General features: G+C 37.8%; 17 protein-coding genes and 1 riboswitch. Of the genes, 12 read left to right on the top strand and 5 right to left on the bottom strand.

Annotated elements, in window-relative coordinates:
• The first annotated feature begins 162 nt into the window (after window positions 1-162).
• From IGI63_RS06050 to manA, 7 genes are all read left to right on the top strand, one after another.
• On the top strand, window positions 163-732 hold the full coding sequence (locus IGI63_RS06050) for a guanylate kinase (RefSeq protein ID WP_002367148.1): 570 nt from the start codon (window positions 163-165) through the stop codon (window positions 730-732).
• Between the two features lie 147 nt (window positions 733-879).
• Complete coding sequence (locus tag IGI63_RS06045; RefSeq protein ID WP_429975516.1) at window positions 880-1557, top strand: TetR/AcrR family transcriptional regulator; 678 nt, start codon at window positions 880-882, stop codon at window positions 1555-1557.
• Between the two features lie 20 nt (window positions 1558-1577).
• Window positions 1578-3305: an ABC transporter ATP-binding protein gene (locus IGI63_RS06040; protein WP_002367144.1), complete on the top strand. Its 1728-nt coding sequence runs from the start codon at window positions 1578-1580 to the stop codon at window positions 3303-3305.
• A complete protein-coding gene (locus IGI63_RS06035) occupies window positions 3302-5170 on the top strand; it encodes an ABC transporter ATP-binding protein (RefSeq protein ID WP_002359616.1) in 1869 nt (622 codons plus the stop codon). The genes IGI63_RS06040 and IGI63_RS06035 overlap by 4 nt, the downstream gene beginning before the upstream one ends.
• Before the next feature lie 162 nt (window positions 5171-5332).
• Entirely contained in the window at window positions 5333-6202 is an 870-nt protein-coding gene (locus IGI63_RS06030; RefSeq protein ID WP_071646778.1) for a VOC family protein, read from the top strand.
• A 129-nt stretch (window positions 6203-6331) separates the two neighbouring features.
• Window positions 6332-7375, top strand: coding sequence for a serine hydrolase domain-containing protein (locus tag IGI63_RS06025; RefSeq protein ID WP_429975515.1), 1044 nt, complete (start codon window positions 6332-6334; stop codon window positions 7373-7375).
• 41 nt (window positions 7376-7416) lie between these two features.
• The gene (gene manA, locus IGI63_RS06020; protein ID WP_429975514.1) at window positions 7417-8388 is read left to right on the top strand and encodes a mannose-6-phosphate isomerase, class I; all 972 of its coding nucleotides are present in this window, start codon (window positions 7417-7419) and stop codon (window positions 8386-8388) included.
• 55 nt (window positions 8389-8443) lie between these two features.
• On the opposite strand, the gene IGI63_RS06015 is transcribed toward manA, so the two are convergent.
• The 5 genes from IGI63_RS06015 to IGI63_RS05995 all read right to left on the bottom strand — a co-directional run bounded on the left by IGI63_RS06015 (window position 8444) and on the right by IGI63_RS05995 (window position 13081).
• Complete coding sequence (locus IGI63_RS06015; protein ID WP_002356581.1) at window positions 8444-8989, bottom strand: ECF transporter S component; 546 nt, start codon at window positions 8987-8989, stop codon at window positions 8444-8446.
• A gap of 2 nt (window positions 8990-8991) precedes the next feature.
• Window positions 8992-9966 (bottom strand): nucleoside hydrolase, encoded by a 975-nt coding sequence (locus tag IGI63_RS06010; protein ID WP_429975513.1) that lies wholly within the window; start codon window positions 9964-9966, stop codon window positions 8992-8994.
• A 77-nt stretch (window positions 9967-10043) separates the two neighbouring features.
• A riboswitch (PreQ1 riboswitch) is annotated at window positions 10044-10088 on the bottom strand.
• A gap of 114 nt (window positions 10089-10202) precedes the next feature.
• On the bottom strand, window positions 10203-10895 hold the full coding sequence (locus IGI63_RS06005; RefSeq protein WP_002356583.1) for a type 1 glutamine amidotransferase: 693 nt from the start codon (window positions 10893-10895) through the stop codon (window positions 10203-10205).
• Complete coding sequence (locus IGI63_RS06000; protein WP_002356584.1) at window positions 10885-12237, bottom strand: Mur ligase family protein; 1353 nt, start codon at window positions 12235-12237, stop codon at window positions 10885-10887. The genes IGI63_RS06005 and IGI63_RS06000 overlap by 11 nt, the downstream gene beginning before the upstream one ends.
• A 205-nt stretch (window positions 12238-12442) precedes the next feature.
• On the bottom strand, window positions 12443-13081 hold the full coding sequence (locus IGI63_RS05995) for a helix-turn-helix transcriptional regulator (RefSeq protein ID WP_016614361.1): 639 nt from the start codon (window positions 13079-13081) through the stop codon (window positions 12443-12445).
• A gap of 401 nt (window positions 13082-13482) precedes the next feature.
• Here IGI63_RS05995 and ssnA point away from each other — a divergent pair, with 401 nt between their 5' ends.
• Genes ssnA through IGI63_RS05970 form a run of 5 tightly spaced genes read left to right on the top strand, consistent with a single transcriptional unit; the run spans window position 13483 to window position 21789 of the window.
• Window positions 13483-14817, top strand: coding sequence for a putative aminohydrolase SsnA (ssnA, locus tag IGI63_RS05990; protein WP_002381504.1), 1335 nt, complete (start codon window positions 13483-13485; stop codon window positions 14815-14817).
• A 30-nt stretch (window positions 14818-14847) separates the two neighbouring features.
• A complete protein-coding gene (ygfK, locus tag IGI63_RS05985) occupies window positions 14848-17853 on the top strand; it encodes a putative selenate reductase subunit YgfK (protein WP_002400915.1) in 3006 nt (1001 codons plus the stop codon).
• Window positions 17854-17882: 29 nt separating this feature from the next.
• Entirely contained in the window at window positions 17883-19256 is a 1374-nt protein-coding gene (gene hydA, locus IGI63_RS05980; RefSeq protein WP_173951346.1) for a dihydropyrimidinase, read from the top strand.
• 23 nt (window positions 19257-19279) lie between these two features.
• A complete protein-coding gene (gene dpaL, locus IGI63_RS05975; RefSeq protein ID WP_375343736.1) occupies window positions 19280-20473 on the top strand; it encodes a diaminopropionate ammonia-lyase in 1194 nt (397 codons plus the stop codon).
• A complete protein-coding gene (locus IGI63_RS05970; RefSeq protein ID WP_002362247.1) occupies window positions 20464-21789 on the top strand; it encodes a YgeY family selenium metabolism-linked hydrolase in 1326 nt (441 codons plus the stop codon). Before dpaL ends, IGI63_RS05970 begins: the two co-directional genes overlap by 10 nt.
• Window positions 21790-21825 lie beyond the last annotated feature (36 nt).

The following is a 21825-nucleotide window of genomic DNA, read 5'->3' as shown; positions in this document are numbered from 1 at the left end:
CAAGATAAGCGTAGTAGGTTGTTGCTTCTGTTCCCGCCGTTTATTAATTTTTAAGCTTGGGCCAAAAATCCAAAGTGATTTTTGGCCCAAGCTCTTTTTTGTCAATTTTTCAAAATAGTGCACAATACGTTATAATAGAAACAACTGAGAGGAGCGTTTCTAATGATTAAGCAATTACAACATCCATTTTTTGTTATTATGGGTCCGAGTGGTTCTGGCAAGACCGCAATTACAAGTAAGGTTTTTCCGAAAAACTATAAAGTTATCTCGCATACTACGAGGAAAAAACGATTGGATGAAGTGGATGGCGTGGATTACTATTTTGAAACAAAAGCAAGTTTTCAAACCTTGATTGAAACCAATCAGTTAGTGGAGTATGATTTTTACCATGGAAACTATTACGGTGTCGGTGTAGCTGCCATCGTTGAAACAACGAAAGAGCATCCAGCCTATAATGCGTTAACTTTTCCAGGCTTTCAAGCGGTCTTTGAGCGTTTCGGCGAGTCCGTCATTCCAGTTTTTTTTGACGTTTCAAAAGAAAATATTTATCAACGTTTAAAACAACGAGAATCTGATCCTAAAATTATTGAAGAACGTTTAAACCTTTATGATCAAGAAATTCTTATCAAAAACCAATTGGAACAATATCCTAATTATCAACGAATAGATGCCAATGGACCTATAAAAGAGGTCGCTGGCTTGTTACAAGAATGCATCAAACACTATTATTAATCAAGCAACTGGTGAGACAGAATCTAACATCAATTTTGTCTTGCTAGGTGCTTGATTTTTTTTGTAAAAAACTTGCATTCTGAATAGAGAGTGCTATAATGACATGGTGTCATATGACAATGTGTCATAAAAGGGAGGAACACAAATATGCCTATGAATACGTTTTTTCATTTGCCAGAAGAAAAGCAACAACGCTTATTAGATGCTGCGCAAATTGAATTTTCGCGCCATTCTTTACAAGAAGCGTCAATTGCAAATATTGTTAAATTAGCGGAAATTCCTCGCGGTAGCTTTTATCAATATTTTGAGAACAAAGAAGATTTGTATTTTTATTACTTTGCGACATTAAGAAAAAATAGTGAACGAGATTTAGAGAAACAAATTATTGCGGAAAATGGTGATTTAATCGAAGCCATGGATGTCTATTTCTCCAAAATGATTGTCGAAGTGCTAACTGGAGAGAATGCTTCTTTCTATCGGAATTTATTTGTCAACATGGACTATCGTGCTTCACGTCGGGTGACAGATAATTTAGCGACTGGTGAAGAGGAAAAAAATAGGAAACAGCACTGTCATAAGCATAGAGGAAGAAAAGGCCATGCTGCCTATGCAGAACATCTTTATCAAATAATCGATCGTTCGAAATTAACCATTGAAACGCCAAAAGAATTCACATGGTTCATGCAGACGGCGATGCATGCCGTTTTCTCAACAATTGTTGACGGGTATCGTCAACAAAGAGAAAATCCCGCCTATGATTCAACTGAAGCAGTCAAACAATTAAAAATGAAATTAAATTGGTTGAAAAATGGCGCTTATAAGTAGCAAAAAGGAGGAGAAGTTAGTTGATTAAACTAGTCAAACGGATGTCGTTATGGTCGGTCTTTGCAGCGGTTTTATTTATGATCGTGCAAATTATCGCAGATTTATATCTGCCCACATTAACATCTAATATCATTAATGACGGTGTCGCTAAAGGAGATATTAACTATATTTGGAGTACAGGAGTTGTCATGTTAGGCTTTTCTTTGATTAGCATTGTCGCTTCTATTGGAAATACCTTTTTTGCCACCAAAGAATCACAAAGTTTAGGTAAAAAATTACGGACTGATATTTATCGAAAAGTTGAAAATTTTTCTAATAATGAATTTGACAAATTTGGGACAGCTTCGCTAATTACACGAACAACCAATGATGTCAATCAGATTCAAATGGTTATGCAAATGTTTTTACGTTTAATGATTAACGCACCTTTAACGTTAATTGGTGCAAGTTTTATGGCGTATAACAAGGACCCACAATTAACGAAAATTTTTCTATATGTTTTACCAATTATGGCTGTTTTAGTGGGAGGTATCATGTTTTTAGCGGTTCCGTTATTTAAAAGCATGCAAAAGAAAACCGACCGTTTAAATTTAGTTTTTCGTGAAGGACTGACAGGAGTTCGTGTGATTCGGGCCTTTGGCAAAGCAAACTATGAAGAACAACGTTTTGATGAAGCCAATAAGGATTATACACAAACGGCGATTAAAGTGAATACGATTGTCGCTTTGATGATTCCTTTAATGACACTCATTATGAGTGGTACCAATATTGCAATCACCTGGTTCGGCGGTCATTATATTGCGGAAATGCAACTAGAAGTAGGAAACTTAATTGCCTTTATGACTTATGCCATGCAAATTCTGATGAGTTTCATGATGTTATCTATGATTTTTGTCATGGTACCGCGGGCGCAAGCTTCTGCTGATCGGATTAATGAGGTGCTAAATACTGATTCAGAAATCAAAGATGTACCCAATCCAGAACTGCTTTCTCTAAAAGGCGACGAAGCAACATTGGCGTTTGAACATGTTAATTATCGTTACCAGCATGCTGAAAACTTAGCACTGGAAGATATAGATTTTTCAGCAAAATCTGGGGAGACGGTCGCAATTATTGGTGGGACAGGTTCTGGGAAAACAACGCTGGTTAATCTTTTACCACGTTTTTATGATGTTGAATCTGGCAAGATTTTGCTAAATGGTAAAAACATTAAAGATACGTCACAGCATAATTTACGAGAAATGATTGGCTTTGTACCGCAAAAGGCTGTTTTATTTACAGGAACGATTCGTGAAAATATGCAATACGGCGCCCCAAATGCGACCGATGAAGAAATTTGGCAAGCTTTAGAAATTGCGCAGGCAAAGGCGTTTGTTTCAGAATTGGCAGAAGGTTTGGATAGTCATGTCGAACAAGGCGGCGGTAATTTTTCTGGCGGACAACGCCAGCGGTTGGCTATTGCTCGTGCTTTAGTAAAACCAGCAGATGTCTATGTTTTTGATGATTCCTTTTCTGCATTGGACTTCAAAACTGATGCTAATTTAAGAAAAGCCTTAAAAGAGCAGATGACGGATGCAATTGTTGTTTTAGTGGCCCAACGTGTAAGTACGGTTATGGAAGCATCGACAATTTTAGTATTAGACGAAGGGAAATTAGTTGGTAAAGGAACGCATGAAGAGTTATTAGCGAATAACCAAACGTATCAAGAAATTGTACATTCTCAATTGAGAGAGGAGGACCTTGCATGAGTAGTCGACCAAAAGGCGGACCAATGGGCGGTGGACCAGGACGCAACATTGGCGCAAAAGGGCCAAAACCAAAAAATTTCTGGAAAACAGTGAAACGTTTATTTCGATACATGTCTAAACGAATGCTGTCAATTATTGCAGTCTTAGTATTAGCAATCGCAGCCGTCGTTTTCCAAATTCAAACACCAAAAGTATTAGGACAGGCGACAACTGAAATTTTTAAAGGCGTCATGAAAGGCGCTGCTGAAATGAAACAAGGCTTAAAAATAACATCTTTTCCAATTGATTTTGACAAAATCGGTCAAATTTTATTAATTGTTATTGCCATGTACCTTATTTCTGCTGTCTTTAATTTCTTGCAGCAAGTAATTATGACACGTGTTTCACAGCGAACAGTTTATGAATTACGTCAAGAATTAGAAGCGAAAATGAACAAAGTTCCAATTTCCTATTATGATACTCATAGTAATGGGGACATTATGTCACGGGCAATTAACGACATGGATAATATTGCGAGTACTTTACAACAAAACTTAACCCAATTAATTACCAGTATCGTGACATTTGTGGGTGTACTTTGGATGATGCTGACCATTAGCTGGCAGTTAACACTAATTGCCTTAGCAACAGTGCCATTAAGTTTAATTGTTGTGATGGTTGTGGCGCCTCGCTCGCAAAAACATTTTGCGGCTCAACAAAAAAGCTTAGGATTATTGAATAACCAAGTCGAAGAAACCTACGGTGGTCACGTAGTAGTAAAAAGTTTCAACCACGAAGAAAGTGATCAAGAAGTATTTGAAAAAGAAAATGAAAAATTATATCATGCTGGTCGAAAAGCACAATTTATTTCAGCGATCATTATGCCTTTAATGAACTTTATCAAAAATCTAGGCTACGTGTTTGTTGCAGTCCTTGGTGGCGTAAAAGTAGCGAATGGTATGATGGATTTAGGGGATGTCCAAGCATTTCTTCAATATACCAATCAATTTTCACAACCGATTACTCAAATCGCTAATTTAATGAATACAATCCAAGCTACGGTGGCTTCGGCAGAACGTGTCTTTGAAGTATTAGATGAAGAAGAAATGGTGGATGAACCTTCTGGCATACCAGTGGAAACAGATAGTCCTTATCGTGTTTCTTTTGAACATGTTGCTTTTGGCTATTCACCAGAGAAATTATTAATGAAAGATTTCAATTTAAATGTTAAACCTGGGGAAATGGTCGCAATCGTGGGCCCAACAGGTGCTGGGAAAACAACCCTAATTAACTTATTGGAACGCTTCTATGATATTAGTAGCGGCAGCATCAAATATGATGGCGTAGATACGCGCGATTTATCTCGCGAAGAGTTGCGAGCACACTTTTCAATGGTTCTTCAAGATACTTGGTTGTTCACTGGAAGTATCTATGACAATATTCATTATGGTAATGAGCAAGCGAGCGAAGAAGAAGTGATCCGTGCGGCGAAAGCAGCCCATGTGGATGATTTTGTTAGAAAATTACCAGAAGGCTATCAAACGATTCTAAATGAAGAAGCCAGCAATATTTCTCAAGGTCAACGACAATTAATTACAATTGCTCGAGCATTCTTAGCAAATCCAGACGTTTTAATTTTGGATGAAGCCACCTCAAGTGTGGACACTCGAACAGAAATACTGATTCAAGCAGCAATGAATCGTTTATTGGAAAATCGGACCAGCTTTGTAGTTGCTCATCGCTTGTCGACTATCCGTGATGCTGATACGATTATCGTTATGGCAGAAGGTTCAATTGTGGAAACAGGAACCCACGATGAATTAATGGCAAAAAATGGTTTTTATGCTGATTTATATAACAGTCAGTTTTCAGAAGAAGTAGCCTAAAAGGCGAAGCAAAAAAATAGTAATTCATGATAAGGCTTCAGGAACCATAGTCGTAAAGACTGGTTCCTGAAGCCTTATTTTTTTGACAAAAAGTTAGCGAAATTGAAAAATTTCTATTTTCTTTTGAGAAAAACAGGATATTACTTGATGAAATAGCAAGAGATGTATAAAATGGGAGAGAAGAAAATGGAGGTAACAGAAAAAATGACTGAATTTCAATTAGAAAAAACTGCGACATTAAAAACAATTGCCATTCGTGCGAAAAAAGTTGGTGAAATGGTCGACTTTTATAAAAAAGTAATGGGTTTTGTTTTAAAGTCAGAAGAAAATAACCTGTCTATCTGGGGTACACGTGAAGCAGGAACGCAATTATTAATTTTAGAAGAAACTAGAAAAGCCGAAGATTTTCATAATGAAGAAAAGCAAATGGCTTATTTCTCAATTAAAGTTCCTACGGAAAAAGAATTTTTACAAATTGCTCAACGAGTGCTTGAGCAAGACTACCCAATTGATGAAAGTTTCCAAATTGGCACACGACAAAGCATGTTCATTACTGATCTTGAAGGTAATCAATTTGAGATTTTTCACGATGAAGCAACAGCAAATTCGACTTCTGAAAAGCAACCAATTGTGCTTAAAGATCTTATCAGTGAGGACTTAGAGCCGCATCAAGGGTTAGCCGCTGGGTCATATTTAGCGCATGTGCAATTAAAAACAAACAATCAAAAAGAAATAAAAGCATACTATGAGGAAGTTCTGGGTTTAAAACGCAATGAAAAAGATCAATTTGTTTTAGAAGATGGCAAAGCAACTATTGGATTCCAAAAACCTGAAACAAGTGAAGTGGATCAATTACCTGATCCACACTTAGGTTTAGATTTCTTTACCATTAAGCTCTCTGATCAAGACCATATTTTAGCAATGGAGCAACAATTAACGGCAAAAAATCAAGAGTTCTTTATTGACCAGAAAAAAGCGATTGTCACTGTGTTTGATCCAATTGGCTTGGAATGGTGGTTTGTCTTAAAATAAACGCTTAGACAGACAAAATAAGCTTGTTTTAGCAAGTCTGGAATAAAGTCGGAATAAAAGTTTAACGCTACTTTTGTTCGGGACTTATTCTAGACTTTTCCTTTAATATTAAAAATAGAAGGTGAAAAAATGTACGAAAAAACAAAGTGGAAAATTCAAAAAATGATGAAAAAAGGTGTTTTTTCGGGCGCTAGTTTTTGTTTCATTGAAGGTGAAAAAGAGGAGAGCAATTGTTGGGGACTCGCACAAGTAAAACCCACCAAAGAACAATTAACCTCGGCCATGCTGTTTGATGTGGCTTCTTTAACCAAAGTAGTCGGCACCACCACCGTTATTTTGCAATTAGTGGAAGAAGGAAAAATTATTCTAGATCAATCATTACAAACTTATTATCCCTCTTTTCAAGATTCTAATATTACAATCCGGCATTTGTTGACACATACGGCAGATTTACAAGGCTATATTCCTAATCGTGATCAGCTGAATGCCCAAGAATTAAAAGACGCCTACAATCATTCCTTTCACGCAGGCAAAGCAATAGGTGAAAAAGTCGTCTATACAGATGCAGGGACTATTTTATTAGGCTTTATGTTAGAAGAAATGTTCCAACAATCAATGATAGAAATTTTATCTGAGCGAGTATTGCTTCCTTTAGGGATGAACGAAAGTACGTTTCTACCAAAGAATCCTTTAAACTGTGTGCCAACAGAATTACATGAACAAAGAGGGTTGATTCGAGGTACAACCCATGATCCTAAGGCATTTGTTTTACGGGAACATGCAGGGAATGCTGGCTTGTTTAGCAATGTCTATGATTTAACAAAATTTGTTCGAATGTATTTAAATCGAGGCAGTTATCACAATCTCCAATTCTTAAAAAAAGAGACGATTGATTTGTTGCTAGTTAACCAAGTGCCAGCTGCAGATAAACCACGTTCTCTAGGCTGGGATTTTAAATATGATGTAGCTACGCAACGGCCATTATTATTCCATACAGGCTATACAGGAACTTTTTTGCTAATTGATGTGCAACAACAATCAGCGTTTATCTTTTTATCTAATCGAGTCTATCCAGAGGACCACCGGAATACTTATATCGAAGAAAGAGATCAGTTGTTGGCAACCTATTTAAAAGAGAAATCATCAGTTTCAGATGAAATGACTAGTTTTTAGTGATATAATGAGAGCGAATTCAATTTGGGAGGTCACAGTCAATGCAAGAACCATTATTTTTACAACCTGTTTTTCAAGAAAAAATTTGGGGCGGCAATCGTCTACACACGCTATTTGGTTTCGATTTACCGAGCGATAAAATTGGTGAAGATTGGGCAATCAGTGCACATCCACATGGCGTTAGTACTGTTTTAAATGGCGAATTTAAAGGAAAAAAATTAGATGAATTGTGGATAGACCATCAAGAGTTATTCGGCCATGCAGGTGGCGCTGTCTTTCCATTATTAACGAAAATTTTAGATGCTGAAGATGATTTATCCGTGCAAGTTCATCCTGATGATGCATATGGCCAAAAACATGAAGGCGAGCTAGGCAAAACTGAATGTTGGTACATTATTGATGCAGAACCTGGCGCTGAAATCATTTATGGACATCACGCGAAAACAAAAGAAGAACTTGCAGAAATGATTGAAGAAGGTCGTTGGGACGATCTTTTAAGAAAAGTACCAGTGAAAAAAGGCGATTTTTATTATGTACCAAGCGGCACTATTCATGCCATCGGCTCGGGTATTTTAATTTTAGAAACGCAACAAAGCAGTGATACTACGTATCGGGTTTATGATTATGATCGAACAGATGATCAAGGAAAGACCCGGGAATTGCATATTCAACAATCCATTGATGTGACAACCGTTCCGGCGAAGGATCCTGACCTCTCTATTCAACAAGAAAATCAAGGACAATCAAGCATTGTTACTTATGTAAAAACAGATTTCTTTAATGTCTATGAGTGGCGTGTCAGTGGGATTCTAAAAGTCAAAAAACAAGCACCTTATACATTAGCAACAGTTATTGAAGGTGTGGGTCGATTGATTACAGAAGATGCTACAAAAGCAGATGTGGCTACTTTTGATTTGAAAAAAGGCGATAGCTTTATTTTTCCAACAGATATTCCGAGCTGGCGTTTTGAAGGTGATTTAACGATTATAGCTTCAGAACCTGGCAGTCGCTAAAAAAATGAGGAGATCATCAACAGATGATTTCCTCATTTTTTGGCATTAAAACAGTTTATTTTGTTATAAAGGAACGTTTAGGTAAGGCAGCGATAACAGCTGTGACGATGATGACTGATAGCAGACGATCCCCGTAATCTGTTATCAATTGAACCAACAGGACGCTTGCTAGCTGATTTAAGCCTAAACCATATAAAAATTGGACAATTATGCTGGAGCCAGCAGAAGTAATTCCACCAAATAAACAAACTGTAATCAAGGAAGAAATCACTGTTCCTGGTATCGTTAACCACAACGTTTTAAATGGTAATTTGGTTACTTTTAACTGCTGATGAAGGAGCAAACCTGCTAAAATTCCTGTGCAGAGTTGGACAGGTGAATAATACAGAGAAAAGATATCCGTTGTCAATCCAGTTAGTAGACTTGTTAAAATACCTGTCAGTGCACCAAAGAGTGGGCCTAATAACGCACCTGTAAAAATAGTTCCCACGCTATCAAGATAGATTGGTAAGCGAAGGAGCAATGCAATGGTACTGCCAAGGTAATTTAAAGCAACACTAAAAGCGATAATTGTAATGATTCGTGGTGTTATTTTTTTCATGGTTATCCCATCCTTAAATTTTTGAAATCTCTTTCGATCTCATCTATTTGTACATTTAAAAGAATGGATAGAAACTTCACGAAAAACTGTTGACTATCAACCGTAGTCAAGACATGACAATTAGCTGGTTGCTGCTGGAAATGATACTGATCGATCATTGATTGCCCCATAGCAATGCCGTCAGGAACAATTTGTCCGTAACTGGAAAAGCCTTGGCAGAGCGTAGGATCAATAAAATAAGCAACCGCTAAGGGATCGTTGATAACACACCCTAAAATACGTTCATATTTCCAATGAAAATCAAAATAAAATTGAGTAATCTCAGCGAGGTAATTCCCCATTTTGGGGTTGAGTCGTTGACAATAATTGAGAATTGTTGGTGTAAAAACAATTTCTCGTGTGACATCTAAGCCGACCATCTCGATTTTTGCACCTAATTTCTCAAAAACCCAAGCTGCTGCATCAGGATCACACCAATAATTAAATTCTGCAACAGGAGAGCAATTGCCGTGGCTTTTAAAGGTACCACCCATTGAGACAAAACGTTGAAGATTTCGCCCCAGAAGAGGTTCTTTTTTTAAAGCCAAAGCAATATTTGTTAAAGGACCAAGGGCAATGATTGAGCAATCGGTAGCTTGTTGAAAGGCTTGTGCTAAATAGTCAGCAGCGGAAAGTGCTTGTGCTTGGATTTTGCTAGTTCTGGGGAAATATGTTTCACCTAAACCATCCATGCCATGTGTATCTTGTGCACTAACAAATGGCCGTTTTAAAGGGCTAGCAGCCCCTTGGTAGACAGGAATATCTAAGCGATTAACTTTTTCCAAACATTTAAAAACATTTTCCACGCCAATCTCCACAGGGACATTTCCGCAAACAACTGTAATCGCTTGGACATCTAGCTCTGGTGAAGCAAGTGCATACAAGAGAGCAAGCGTGTCATCAATTCCAGGATCACAATCAATAATTACTTTTTGCATTTTTTCCAATCCTCCTTTTTCATTAACTGCAAATGATAACTCTTGTTAAAAAAGCTATGACTTGAGTTAGTATTGAGAGATACTTAGTTTTTTATTCTGGGAAGTTTCCGAACCAGTCCGAGAAATTCTCGATTTTAAATGCACCTCTTTATCTTACTATATTTTGTAAAGATGTAAATAGTTGTCGGATAAATGAAAAAGAATCTAGCCCTATATGTAGGAACTAGATTCTTCTTTTATTTATAAAGCGTTTCAGGAATAGCGATCGGTTCACCATATTTTTTCTCTAAAGCGGTCCGAATTAACCGAATCCCTAGATTTTTGTTGCGTGCTAAGATTGGACCGTGGAAGTAGGAGCCAAACACATTTTTATAGACAACGCCTTCGCCATTATCTTGACCGTTATTGCCTTTGCCTTGTTTGACTGTTCCTAAAGGTCGTTCCCCTTCGCCTAAAAAAGTCATGCCGTTATGATTCTCAAAACCATAATACGTTTCATCAAATTCTTCATTATAAATTTCAATATCACCAATGAAACGATTGTTGTCTTGGCTCAAAGTGTAATGATCTAATGCACCGATTCCTTTAATTTTTTCGCCTTGTGCGCCGACATAGTAATGTCCTAGAAGTTGATAACCACCACAGATAGCTAACAAGACGCCGTCATTTTCAATATAAGAAGTCAAAGCTTCTTTTTTATTCTGAATGTCTTCTGAGATGATCAGTTGCTCGAAGTCTTGACCGCCACCAACAAAGACTAAATCATATTTTTCGGGATCAAACGGTTCGTAGATACTAATAATTTCTGATCGGAAGGTAACGCCCATTTTTTCGGTTAAATATTTAAGCATCAATAAATTTCCGTTATCTCCGTAAGTATTTAATAAGTTGCCATATAAATGACAAACGACTAATTCTTTAGACACCATTCATTCCCCCTTGAATATACCCTTGGGCTGTTAATGATTTTCTTAATTGCAAAACAGCAGTATAGGTTGCCAAAATATAGACATGATCTGTCGGCAACGTTTTAATTTCTGAAATTACTTGCTCTAAATCAGCAATTTCTAGTAATTTTTCTTCAGGAATACCCGCAACTTTTAAACGCAAGGCCATATCTTCATGGCGATCACCGCCAGCAATTACTTTTGGAATGTCCATATCAGCAAAGGCTTCATGATTACCATCCCAAATCCAACTGACATCAATTCCATCTGCATAATTGGCATTTAATAATGAAACCAGCGAGAAAGAGTAAGGGGCTAAGCCCATCATATCAATGACCTGATTTAAACCAACGGGATTTTTTACTAAAACTAACGTACATTCTTTATCGCCAACTTTAATGGTTTCTTGACGCCCAAAAACTTTTTCATCATAAGCTAAGCCTGCTCGGATTTTATCTGGTGCCACCTGATAATATTCTGCTACCGCTGTGGCCGCTAGCGCATTATAAACATTATACATCCCACCAACAGCAATGCCGTATTCTTCGCCATCAATCACAAAATCAGCAGATGTATTATCCATCCGGACCATTTCCGTTAACTGCACATCCAATTCAGGGCGTTTGAAGCCACAATTTGGGCAATAGTAATCACCTAAATTAGCATACGTAATCATTTTATAATGAAGAATATGATTACATTTTGGACATAAAACCCCATCTGTATTATAATGAGCCAATTGCTCTTTCGGTGGTAAATGATTAAATCCATAGTATTTGCGAGGATTTACAGTTTCTTTTGAATTAAAAATTGGCGAATCACCATTGCATAAAATAGTTGCTTCAGGAGCAGCAGCGGCGCCTTCCATAATTAAGCGATACGTCGTATAAATTTCACCATAGCGATCCATTTGGTCGCGGAAAATATTCGTAAAAACAAATAATTTTGGTTGAATATATTTAGTGACACGGCTTAAACTTGCTTCATCAATTTCTAACACCGCAAATTTCTTTTGTCCTTTTTTCGCCTTGGCATTTAAAAAAGTAGAGACAATTCCTTGCTCCATGTTAGCACCCGTTGGATTTGTTAATACCTCATCAAATTCTTGGCGTAAAATGTTAACAGTTAAAGCAGTTGTCAATGTTTTGCCGTTCGTTCCAGTGACTACGACAATTTCATAGTCTTTTGCCAATGTATCTAAAATTTTAGGATCGATTTTTAGGGCTAATTTCCCTGGGTAGCTACTGCCGCCTTTAAAAAATGTTTGTAAAACCCATTGCGAAGTTTTTCCTGCAGCAATTGCTAAATGACTTCGAATCCCCATTTGTTGTCCCCCAATTTCTATATCTTTAATTTTTCGTTATTTTAAATTAAACTCAATCTATCATACCATAACTAAAATAAAAAATTAATTCCTTTTACTTTTTCTTACTATTATTTAAAAAGTCTTTTAGAAAAAGTAGAATAGTGAAGGAAAAAAGAGAATAGACGACTTGTCTTAACAACAAATCGTCCATCGATGTCCATTTTTATTTCGCATCAATATAACTGTATAGCGTATATTTAGAAATATTGAAGAAGTTAGAAACTTTGTCCCCAGATTTAGTGACTAAGAAGGCGCCTTTATTGTTTAAAAATTGAATACACTTGATTTTATCGTCCTTCGTCATTAATGGGACCGGCTTGCCAACTAATTTGACTGATTCGTGAATTAAATCGTCTAACAACTCATTAACATCCTGAGGAATGTAATCAGGGTCTTTATCTTCTTCAGGTTCTGCAGTGGAAATCAAAGATTTTAAGTTCGACTCTGCAGCAATCAATGTAGTGATGTCGTAGTTAATAGCAAAAATACCATCGAGCTGACCATCCTCATCTTTAAAATACATTGTACTAGATTTTAAAATACGACCATCATGGGTGCGGGTCAGATAGTTAATATGATCATTCAACTCACTAGGGTCTTTTTTTAAGGCTTCTAAGACTACTTGAGAAGGTCCATCGCCCAAATGACGAGAAGAGACATGACCATTTTCAATGGAAACAATAGAATTGTTAATATTGTCTTCATTGATTTGGTGGATAACGACTTCGCAGTTTTCCCCAAATTGACCAGCTAAACCTTTAGCAATTTGTGTTAAAAAAGTAAGTTTTTCGTCGGATAACATAAATAAGCTCCTTTCTAATGTGCCTGGCACAAACAGTTTTTATAAGATTGTGTCAAATTTAACATAATATTTTTAAATGGAATAGGCAGGGCTAAATCCTTTAATGTCGCGTACTACCTGTTCTGAAAAATAATGATAGCATGATAAAAATAATAATACAAGATAACGGCTGTCAAAATTCTAAAAAATATTTTTTAGGTAGCATTGTTTTTTTTAAGGTAAGGTGATATACTTTAATCAAGTTAATGAGTTCGTTAGTAAAAAATGCAAGCGCTTCAAATGCTTTTCGTAGGGATATAGATTAGCCAAGCTAGTCAAGCTATATTCGTGAATGATTGAGCAATAGATTTGTAAGCGTTTGCCACTTGTGGGGAATAGGTTGAAAAATAGGAGGAGAATACATGTTATTAATTGGAAATGGGCGTTTAATCACTCGGGATGCGCAGAATCATTTTTTTGAAAATGGGTGTGTGGCGATTGATGGTCAAGTTGTGAAACAAGTCGGAACGACAGAAGATTTAAAACAAGCTTATCCAGAAGCGACATTTATTGATGCTAAAGGTGGAGTGATTATGCCAGGCTTTATTAACATGCACAATCATATTTATAGTACCTTTGCACGTGGGTTAAGTTTAACGAATTATCATCCTAAAAATTTCATGGATATTTTGGTAGATCAATGGTGGCGAATTGATCGTGCCTTGACATTAGAAGACACTTATCAAAGTGGTAAGGTTGCTTATTTAGATAGTATTCGCAACGGTGTTACAACTGTCTTTGATCATCATGCTAGTTACGGAGAAATTACAGGGAGTTTAACCCAATTATCTAATGCAGCGGACGAGTTAGGGATTCGGACCTGCCTTTGTTATGAAGTTTCTGATCGCGATGGTGAGCAGAAAATGCGGGAAGCAGTTCAAGAAAATGCCGCCTTTATTAAAGCCAGTTCCTTAAGAAAGGATGATATGCAAAAAGCGATGATGGGTATGCATGCAGCCTTTACTTTATCAGATGCTTCTTTAGAATTATGTGCAGCCAATACGCCAGATGGGATTGGTTATCATATTCATATTGCAGAAGATTTAGCCGATGTTCATGATTCTTTGAAAAAATATGGGAAGCCGATTGTGAACCGATTATTTGATTTAGGAATTTTAGGAAAACAGACAATGGCAGGCCATTGCATCCATATTGGCCCTCATGAGATGGAATTACTAAGAGATACAGACACAATGGTGGTCACGAATCCAGAGTCGAATATGGGGAATGCGGTCGGTTGCCCACCTGCGATGCGCATGTTTAATGAGTATGGTATTTTGATGGGTCTTGGCACAGATGGTTATACGAATGATATGACGGAATCTTATAAGGTAGGAAATGTTATCCACAAACATCATTTAGCTGATCCAAATGCAGCTTGGGCAGAAATTCCCGCAATGCTGTTTGATAATAATCCGCAAATGGCTAATCGCTATTTTAAAACAAAGCTAGGCGTTTTAGAACCTGATGCAGCAGCAGACGTCATTATTGTTGATTATCATGGCCCGACACCAATGACAAAAGAGAATTATAACATGCACATTTTATTCGGCATGAATGGTGGGATGGTTACTGACACGGTGATTAATGGAGAAATTCGGATGCGTAATCGTGAAGTTCAAGGAATTGATGAAGAGAAAGTTTGGCATGATGCGCAAACGCAAGCACAATCTTTCTGGAAACGAGTAAATCAATAGCTTTCATTATAAATAAAAGGAGTGACGTTAATGAGTGATATTATGCATCCCATCTCAATTGAGGCTTTATTAAATTGGATTTTTAGTGAGTATCAACAAGATGGCACAATTTTTGGCATTCGTAAATTTTATCATGCGGATCCTACAAAAACGATTCCGTTATTTGGAGAAAAAATGGAAACCCCTTGTGGTCCAGCAGCAGGTCCTCATACACAATTAGCACAAAATATTATTGCGGCCTATTTAACAGGTTCTCGTTTTTTTGAAGTCAAGACAGTCCAGATACTGGATGGAGAAGATTTACCAGTTAGTAAACCATGTATCGCAGCAGCGGATGAATGTTACAACGTTGAGTGGTCCACAGAATTGCGCGTTCCTCAAGCTTATGATGAATACGTCAAAGCATGGTTTGTTTTGAAGTTACTGAGTAAAGAGTTTGAGCTAGGTGACCCGAATGGTTTCATTTTTAACATGAGTGTTGGCTATGATTTGGCAGGGATTCAATCACCAAAAATTGATCGTTATATTAACGAAATGCAGAACGCAGAAGGAACGCCGATTTGGGCGGAATGCCAAGCAGCTGCCAAAAAATATCTATCTTATTTTAAAAAAGTAGATGACTTATATATCGAAGCAATTAGTCCTAAAGTCTGTCATTCTATTACGTTGTCGACTTTACACGGTTGTCCATCAGACGAAATTGAACGAATTGCGGCCTATTTATTAAGTGAAAAAGGGCTCCATTCCTTTATTAAATGTAATCCAACCATGTTAGGTTATGAATATGCGCGTCAAACGATGGATGAGCTAGGGTTTGATTATATGGTTTTTGACGATCACCATTTTAAAGAAGATTTACAATTTGAAGAAGCAGTACCGATGTTACAACGTCTGCAATTATTAGCCAATAGTAAAAATCTAAGCTTCGGAGTTAAAATTACGAACACTTTCCCGGTAACGATTGCAGCAAATGAATTACCTGGTGATGAAATGTACATGTCAGGACGTTCGCTATTTCCTCTTAGTATTTCATTGGCACAAAAATTATCAGAAGCATTTGATGGGAAACTACAAATTTCTTATTCTGGCGGTGCAGATATTTTCAATAGTAAAGAAATATTTGATGCTGGGATTTGGCCAATCACTATGGCAACGACGCTGTTGAAACCCGGTGGCTATCAACGAATGAATCAAGTTGCTAATGTATTAAGCGCAGCAGAATATCCTCAGATGGTTCATGTCAACTTGGATAAATTAGCCCAAGTTGTTGAGAAAGCTAAAACACAAGCACGTTACCAAAAGTCAATTAAATTACCAGAAAGTACCAAACTAAGAAAAACAGTTCCGTTAACAGATTGTTATATTGCTCCTTGTCGAAGTGACGGTGGTTGTCCAATCAATCAGGATATTCCTGCTTACCTTCGTTATGTAAGTGAAGGTAATTATTTAAAGGCCTTGCAAGTAATTGTCGATAAAAATCCATTGCCTTTTATTACTGGAACCATTTGTGCACATCCTTGTATGACTAAATGTACACGTCAATTTTATGAAGAATCTATTCATATTCGGGAAGTGAAGTTAGAAGCAGCTGAACATGCCTATGATGAATTATTGACGACACTAGAAAAGCCACAGCCAAAAGAAAATGCACCTAAAACAGCTGTTGTGGGTGGAGGTCCTGCAGGGATCTCTGCTGGGTATTTATTAGCACGTGAAGGCATGCCTGTTACTGTGTTTGAAAAATCCGAGACAATTGGGGGCGTTTGTAGCCAGATTGTACCAGAATTTCGAATTTCTATGGAATCTGTTCAAAAAGACGTTCAGTTAGCGGAATTTATGGGAGCTGAATTCCGTACAGGACAAGAGGCGCCATCATTGGCAGAATTGAAAAACCAAGGCTATACGAATGTTATTTATGCCATTGGTGCATGGAAACATGGGGTCCTTCGTTTAGAATCTGGTCGAGCATTGAACTCGTTAGAATTTTTAAAAGCAAACCGAGAAAATCCAACGATTAATCCTTACGGAGAACAGATTGTCGTCGTTGGTGGCGGAAATACAGCTATGGACTGTGCTCGTGCAGCCACAACATTACCTGGTGTTAAAAAAGTCTCAGTGGTTTATCGTCGGAATAAACGCAATATGCCAGCAGATGAAGAAGAACTTTATTTAGCCTTAGAAGATGGCGTTGACTTTTTAGAATTACTTTCGCCAATTAAACATGAAAATCAACAATTAACTTGTGAAAAAATGGTCCTAGGTGAACGAGATGCCTCTGGACGCCGTCGACCAATTGGTACAGGAGAAATGATTGATATTCCTGCTGATACAGTGATTGCCGCTGTTGGTGAAAAAGTAGATACAGAATTTTACCAAGCATTAGGCATTCACACAGACAACTATGGGAAAGTCGTTTCAAATCAAGAAACATTGGAAACAAATATACCAGGCGTCTATGTCATTGGTGATGCTAATTTAGGACCAGCTACAATTGTTGAAGCAATCGCTGATGCAACCAAAGCGGCCAATAATATTTGTCTTGTCCACAATCATCACTATGAAAAAGATAATTTAAATAGTGATGTCGCATTTGTTAGAAACAAACGGGGTATCCTTGTGACAGACGAGATGTCTTGTAGTCAAGCTAGTCGTTGCTTAGAATGCTCCACAATTTGTGAATCTTGTATGGATGTCTGTCCAAACCGAGCAAATATTGTTGTGTATGTCGAAGGAAAACCACAAATTGTCCATGTTGATCGGATGTGTAACGAATGTGGTAACTGTGAAACATTTTGCCCTTATGCAAGTGCCCCTTACAAAGACAAATTTACCTTATTTAACAGTGAAGCTGATTTTTATGACAGTACTAATTCAGGTTTCTATGTTCAAAATCCTGTGGATAAAATTTGTTTACTGCGTCTATGGGGAACGGTGTCAACAATTCAATTAACAGATCAAGGATTAGATGTACCAGAAGATTTAATTGCATTAATGGTAACTATGATTGAAGAATATGCTTATTGTATGCAAGCATAAAAGGAAATTTACGACTGGGGGATAAATAAATGTCTATTCTGCTCAAAGGTGGAACCGTCGTATCTGCATATAATCGTCGTCAATTGGATATTCGAATTGACGGCGAGCAAATTGTAGAGATGGGGGCAAATTTACCAGTAGAAAATTCTCAGATTGAGGATGTTACGGGGTGTTATGTATTACCAGGCTTTATTGATGCGCATACGCATCTGGAATTAAATAATGGCAAAGGTTCGTTAAGTACGGCGGATAACTTTACCACTGGAAGCCAAGCGGCGGTGGCCAAAGGTACGACTACGGTTATTGATATGGCTACACCTAATAAAGGCGGCTCATTGAAAGACTGTTTAGCTACTTGGAATCAATTGGCTGAAGGCAAGAGTTCATGTGATTATACTTACCATATGTCCATGATTGAATGGAAACCAACGATAGCTGCTGAAATTCAGGAAATGATTGCTGCAGGTATTACTTCCTTCAAAATGTATATGGCTTATGATAATTTGCGGACCACAGATGCGGAAATTTTTGAAGCGATGAAGGAAATAAAAAAAGTTAATGGAATGTTAGGTGTTCATTGTGAAAATGGTGATTTAGTAGATGAATTAATCCAATCATATGTTTCTCAAGGAAAGTTAGCCCCGCACTATCATCCGTTATCAAGACCGGCGGCTGTTGAAGCAGAAGCGGTAGCAAGATATTTGATGATAGCGGAAATGGCTGATTTGCCGGTTAATATTGTGCATTTAAGCACAAAACGATCATTAGAAGCGGTGGAACGGGCTCGTCAAAGAGGACAATCAGTTTATGTAGAAACTTGCCCTCAATATCTTTTACTAGATGATCACTTGTACGATGCGCCTAATTTTGAAGCAGCAAAATATGTCTGCTCACCGCCACTACGCAAACGAGAGGATCAACAGGCTTTGTGGCAAGGAATTAAAGAGGGGGCAATCAATACAATATCGACAGATCACTGTAGTTTTAATTTTCACGGACAAAAAACAGTTGGCAAAGATGATTTTAGTAAAATTCCCAATGGGATGCCAGGTGTTGAAACGAGACCAGAATTAATTTACACGGAAGGTGTGGCGAAGGGCCAAATCACCTTGGAAAAAATGGTTGCTCTGCTTTCTGAAAATATTGCTAAACAATTCTCGATGTATCCACAAAAAGGTGTGGTGCAAGAAGGCAGTGATGCCGATTTAGTTGTTTGGGATCCTAGAACAACCGGCGTGATTGCTGCGAGAACGCAGTTACAAAATGTCGATTATACGCCGTATGAAGGATTTGAAACACAAGGACAGGCTCGAATGGTTTATTTAAGAGGTCAAAAAGTTGCTGAAGCTGGGCAAGTCATCTTGGCAAATCAAGGAAAATTTGTTTTTCGTAAAGCAACTTAAAAATAGAAGGAGGAGAAGTATTTTTGGAAAAAATTAAATGGACAGCAAATGAAATGCCGAAGACGGAGGATAAGTACTTACCTCTGATGTCTAAAGAAAAAATTGAGAAAGCTTTGGCTTTTCACAAAAGTTTTCCACAGTATTCAGAAACACCATTAGCAGAATTGAATCATATGGCCGCGTATCTGGGGTTAAATGATTTCTTTGTTAAAGATGAATCTTATCGCTTTGGTTTAAATGCTTTTAAAGTATTAGGTGGTTCGTTTGCCATGGCTAACTATATTGCCGAAAAATTAAAGAAAGATGTTTCGGAACTAACATATGATGAATTAACTTCTGATCAATTACGATCAGCTTTTGGACAAGCTACGTTTTTTACAGCAACTGATGGCAACCATGGACGAGGAGTCGCTTGGGCTGCGAATAAATTAGGCCAAAAATCAGTTGTACTCATGCCGAAGGGTTCAACACAGACGAGAAAAGAAAATATTGAAAAAGAAGGCGCAACCGTCACAATCGAAGAAGTTAATTACGATGAATGTGTGCGAATGGCTAATAAAATGGCCGAAGAAACTGAAAACGGTGTCATGGTTCAAGACACCGCTTGGGACGGATATGAAAAAATTCCGACTTGGATTATGCAAGGATACGGAACGATGGCGTTAGAAGCCTCTCAACAATTAAGAAAGTTTGGCTCTGAACGACCTAGTCATGTTTTTGTTCAAGCTGGTGTCGGCAGTTTAGCTGGTGCAGTGATTGGTTATTTTGCTAATGCTTTTCCAGAAAACCCACCGATTATGGTCGTAGTTGAGGCACAGGCGGCTGACTGTTTATATCAATCAGCAATTAAAAAAGACGGAGAAATTCGCTTTGTCGATGGTGATTTACAGACAATTATGGCTGGCTTAGCATGTGGAGAACCTAATACGATTTCTTTTGATATTCTAAAAAATCATATATCCTTCTTTGTTTCAGCGCCAGATTGGGTTTCTGAAAAAGGAATGCGTATGTTGGGCGCGCCATTAAAAGGGGATCCGCAAGTTGTATCAGGCGAATCTGGGGCAGTAGCAATGGGCTTAGTAGCTACAGTGATGCAAGATCCCGACTATCAAGAATTACGTGAGGCATTGCAACTGGATGAGACGTCAAACGTTTTAATGTTTTCTACCGAAGGGGACACTGATCCAGACAATTATAAAAAAATTTTATGGAGGTAAAAGGAATGGATTTTAATGCAGTAAATGCAGCAGCAGAAGGTTACAGAGAAGATATGGTCAAATTTTTAAGAGACCTTGTCAAAATTCCAGGAGAAAGTGCAGAAGAAGGCAACAAAATTGCGCGAGCAAAAGCCGAAATGGAAAAATTAGGTTTCGATAAAATTGACATTGATCCTCAAGGGAATTTACTTGGTTATATGGGGTCTGGTGAAAAATTAATTGCTTTTGATGGGCACATGGATACTGTCGGAATTGGTGAAATGAGTAACTGGAAATTTGATCCTTACGATGGCTATGAAACAGAAACTGAGATCGGTGGTCGCGGTACGTCTGACCAAGAGGGCGGGATTGTTTCGGCTATTTATGGCGCTAAAATCATGAAAGATTTAGGTCTATTATCAGAAAAATACACTGCTTTGGTAACAGTTACTGTCCAAGAAGAAGACTGTGACGGTTTATGCTGGCAGTACATTATCAAAGAAGACGGTATCCGTCCAGAATTTGTTGTTTCAACAGAGCCAACAGATGGGGGGATTTATCGTGGTCAACGAGGCCGAATGGAAATTAAAGTTGATGTCAAAGGCGTTTCGTGTCATGGCTCAGCACCAGAACGTGGAGATAATGCCATTTACAAAATGGCGGATATCTTACAAGATGTTCGTGCCTTAAACAACAATGGAGATACAGAAAGCACAGCGATTCGTGGTTTAGTTCGTATGTTAGATCCTAAGTACAATCCAGAGTGGCAAGAAGCCCGTTTCTTAGGTCGTGGTACGGTGACTGTTTCGCAAATTTTCCATTCTTCACCAAGTCGGTGTGCTGTTGCGGATGGCTGTACCGTTTCACTAGACCGTCGAATGACTGCTGGAGAAACTTGGGAAAGTTGTTTGGAAGAAATTCGCAATTTACCAGCTGTTAAAAAATATGGAGATGATGTGACGGTTTCAATGTACAACTATGATCGTCCTTCTTATACTGATTTAACTTATGAAATTGAATGTTATTTCCCAACATGGGTAATTCCAGAAAATCATGATGTAACAAAAGCCTTGATGGAAACGCATAAAAATCTCTATGGAGAAACACGGAAAGGCTCTGTAGAAACAGTGGAAATGCGTGAAGAGCGCCCATTGTTAGATAAGTGGACCTTCTCAACAAATGGCGTTTCAATTATGGGACGTAATGGCATTCCTTGTATTGGTTTCGGGCCAGGGGCGGAAGCACAAGCACATGCACCAAATGAAAAAACTTGGAAAGATGATTTGGTTCGTTGTGCAGCCGTTTATGCGGCATTACCAACGGTCTATTGTGGTTAAGTAAAGGATTATTAGATAAGCAAAAAGGAGCAGATG

The organism is Enterococcus sp. DIV0086 (genome assembly GCF_050498705.1).
In the GTDB taxonomy this organism is placed as follows: Bacteria; Bacillota; Bacilli; order Lactobacillales; family Enterococcaceae; genus Enterococcus; species Enterococcus faecalis.
This window is presented reverse-complemented; position numbering and strand designations above follow the sequence as displayed.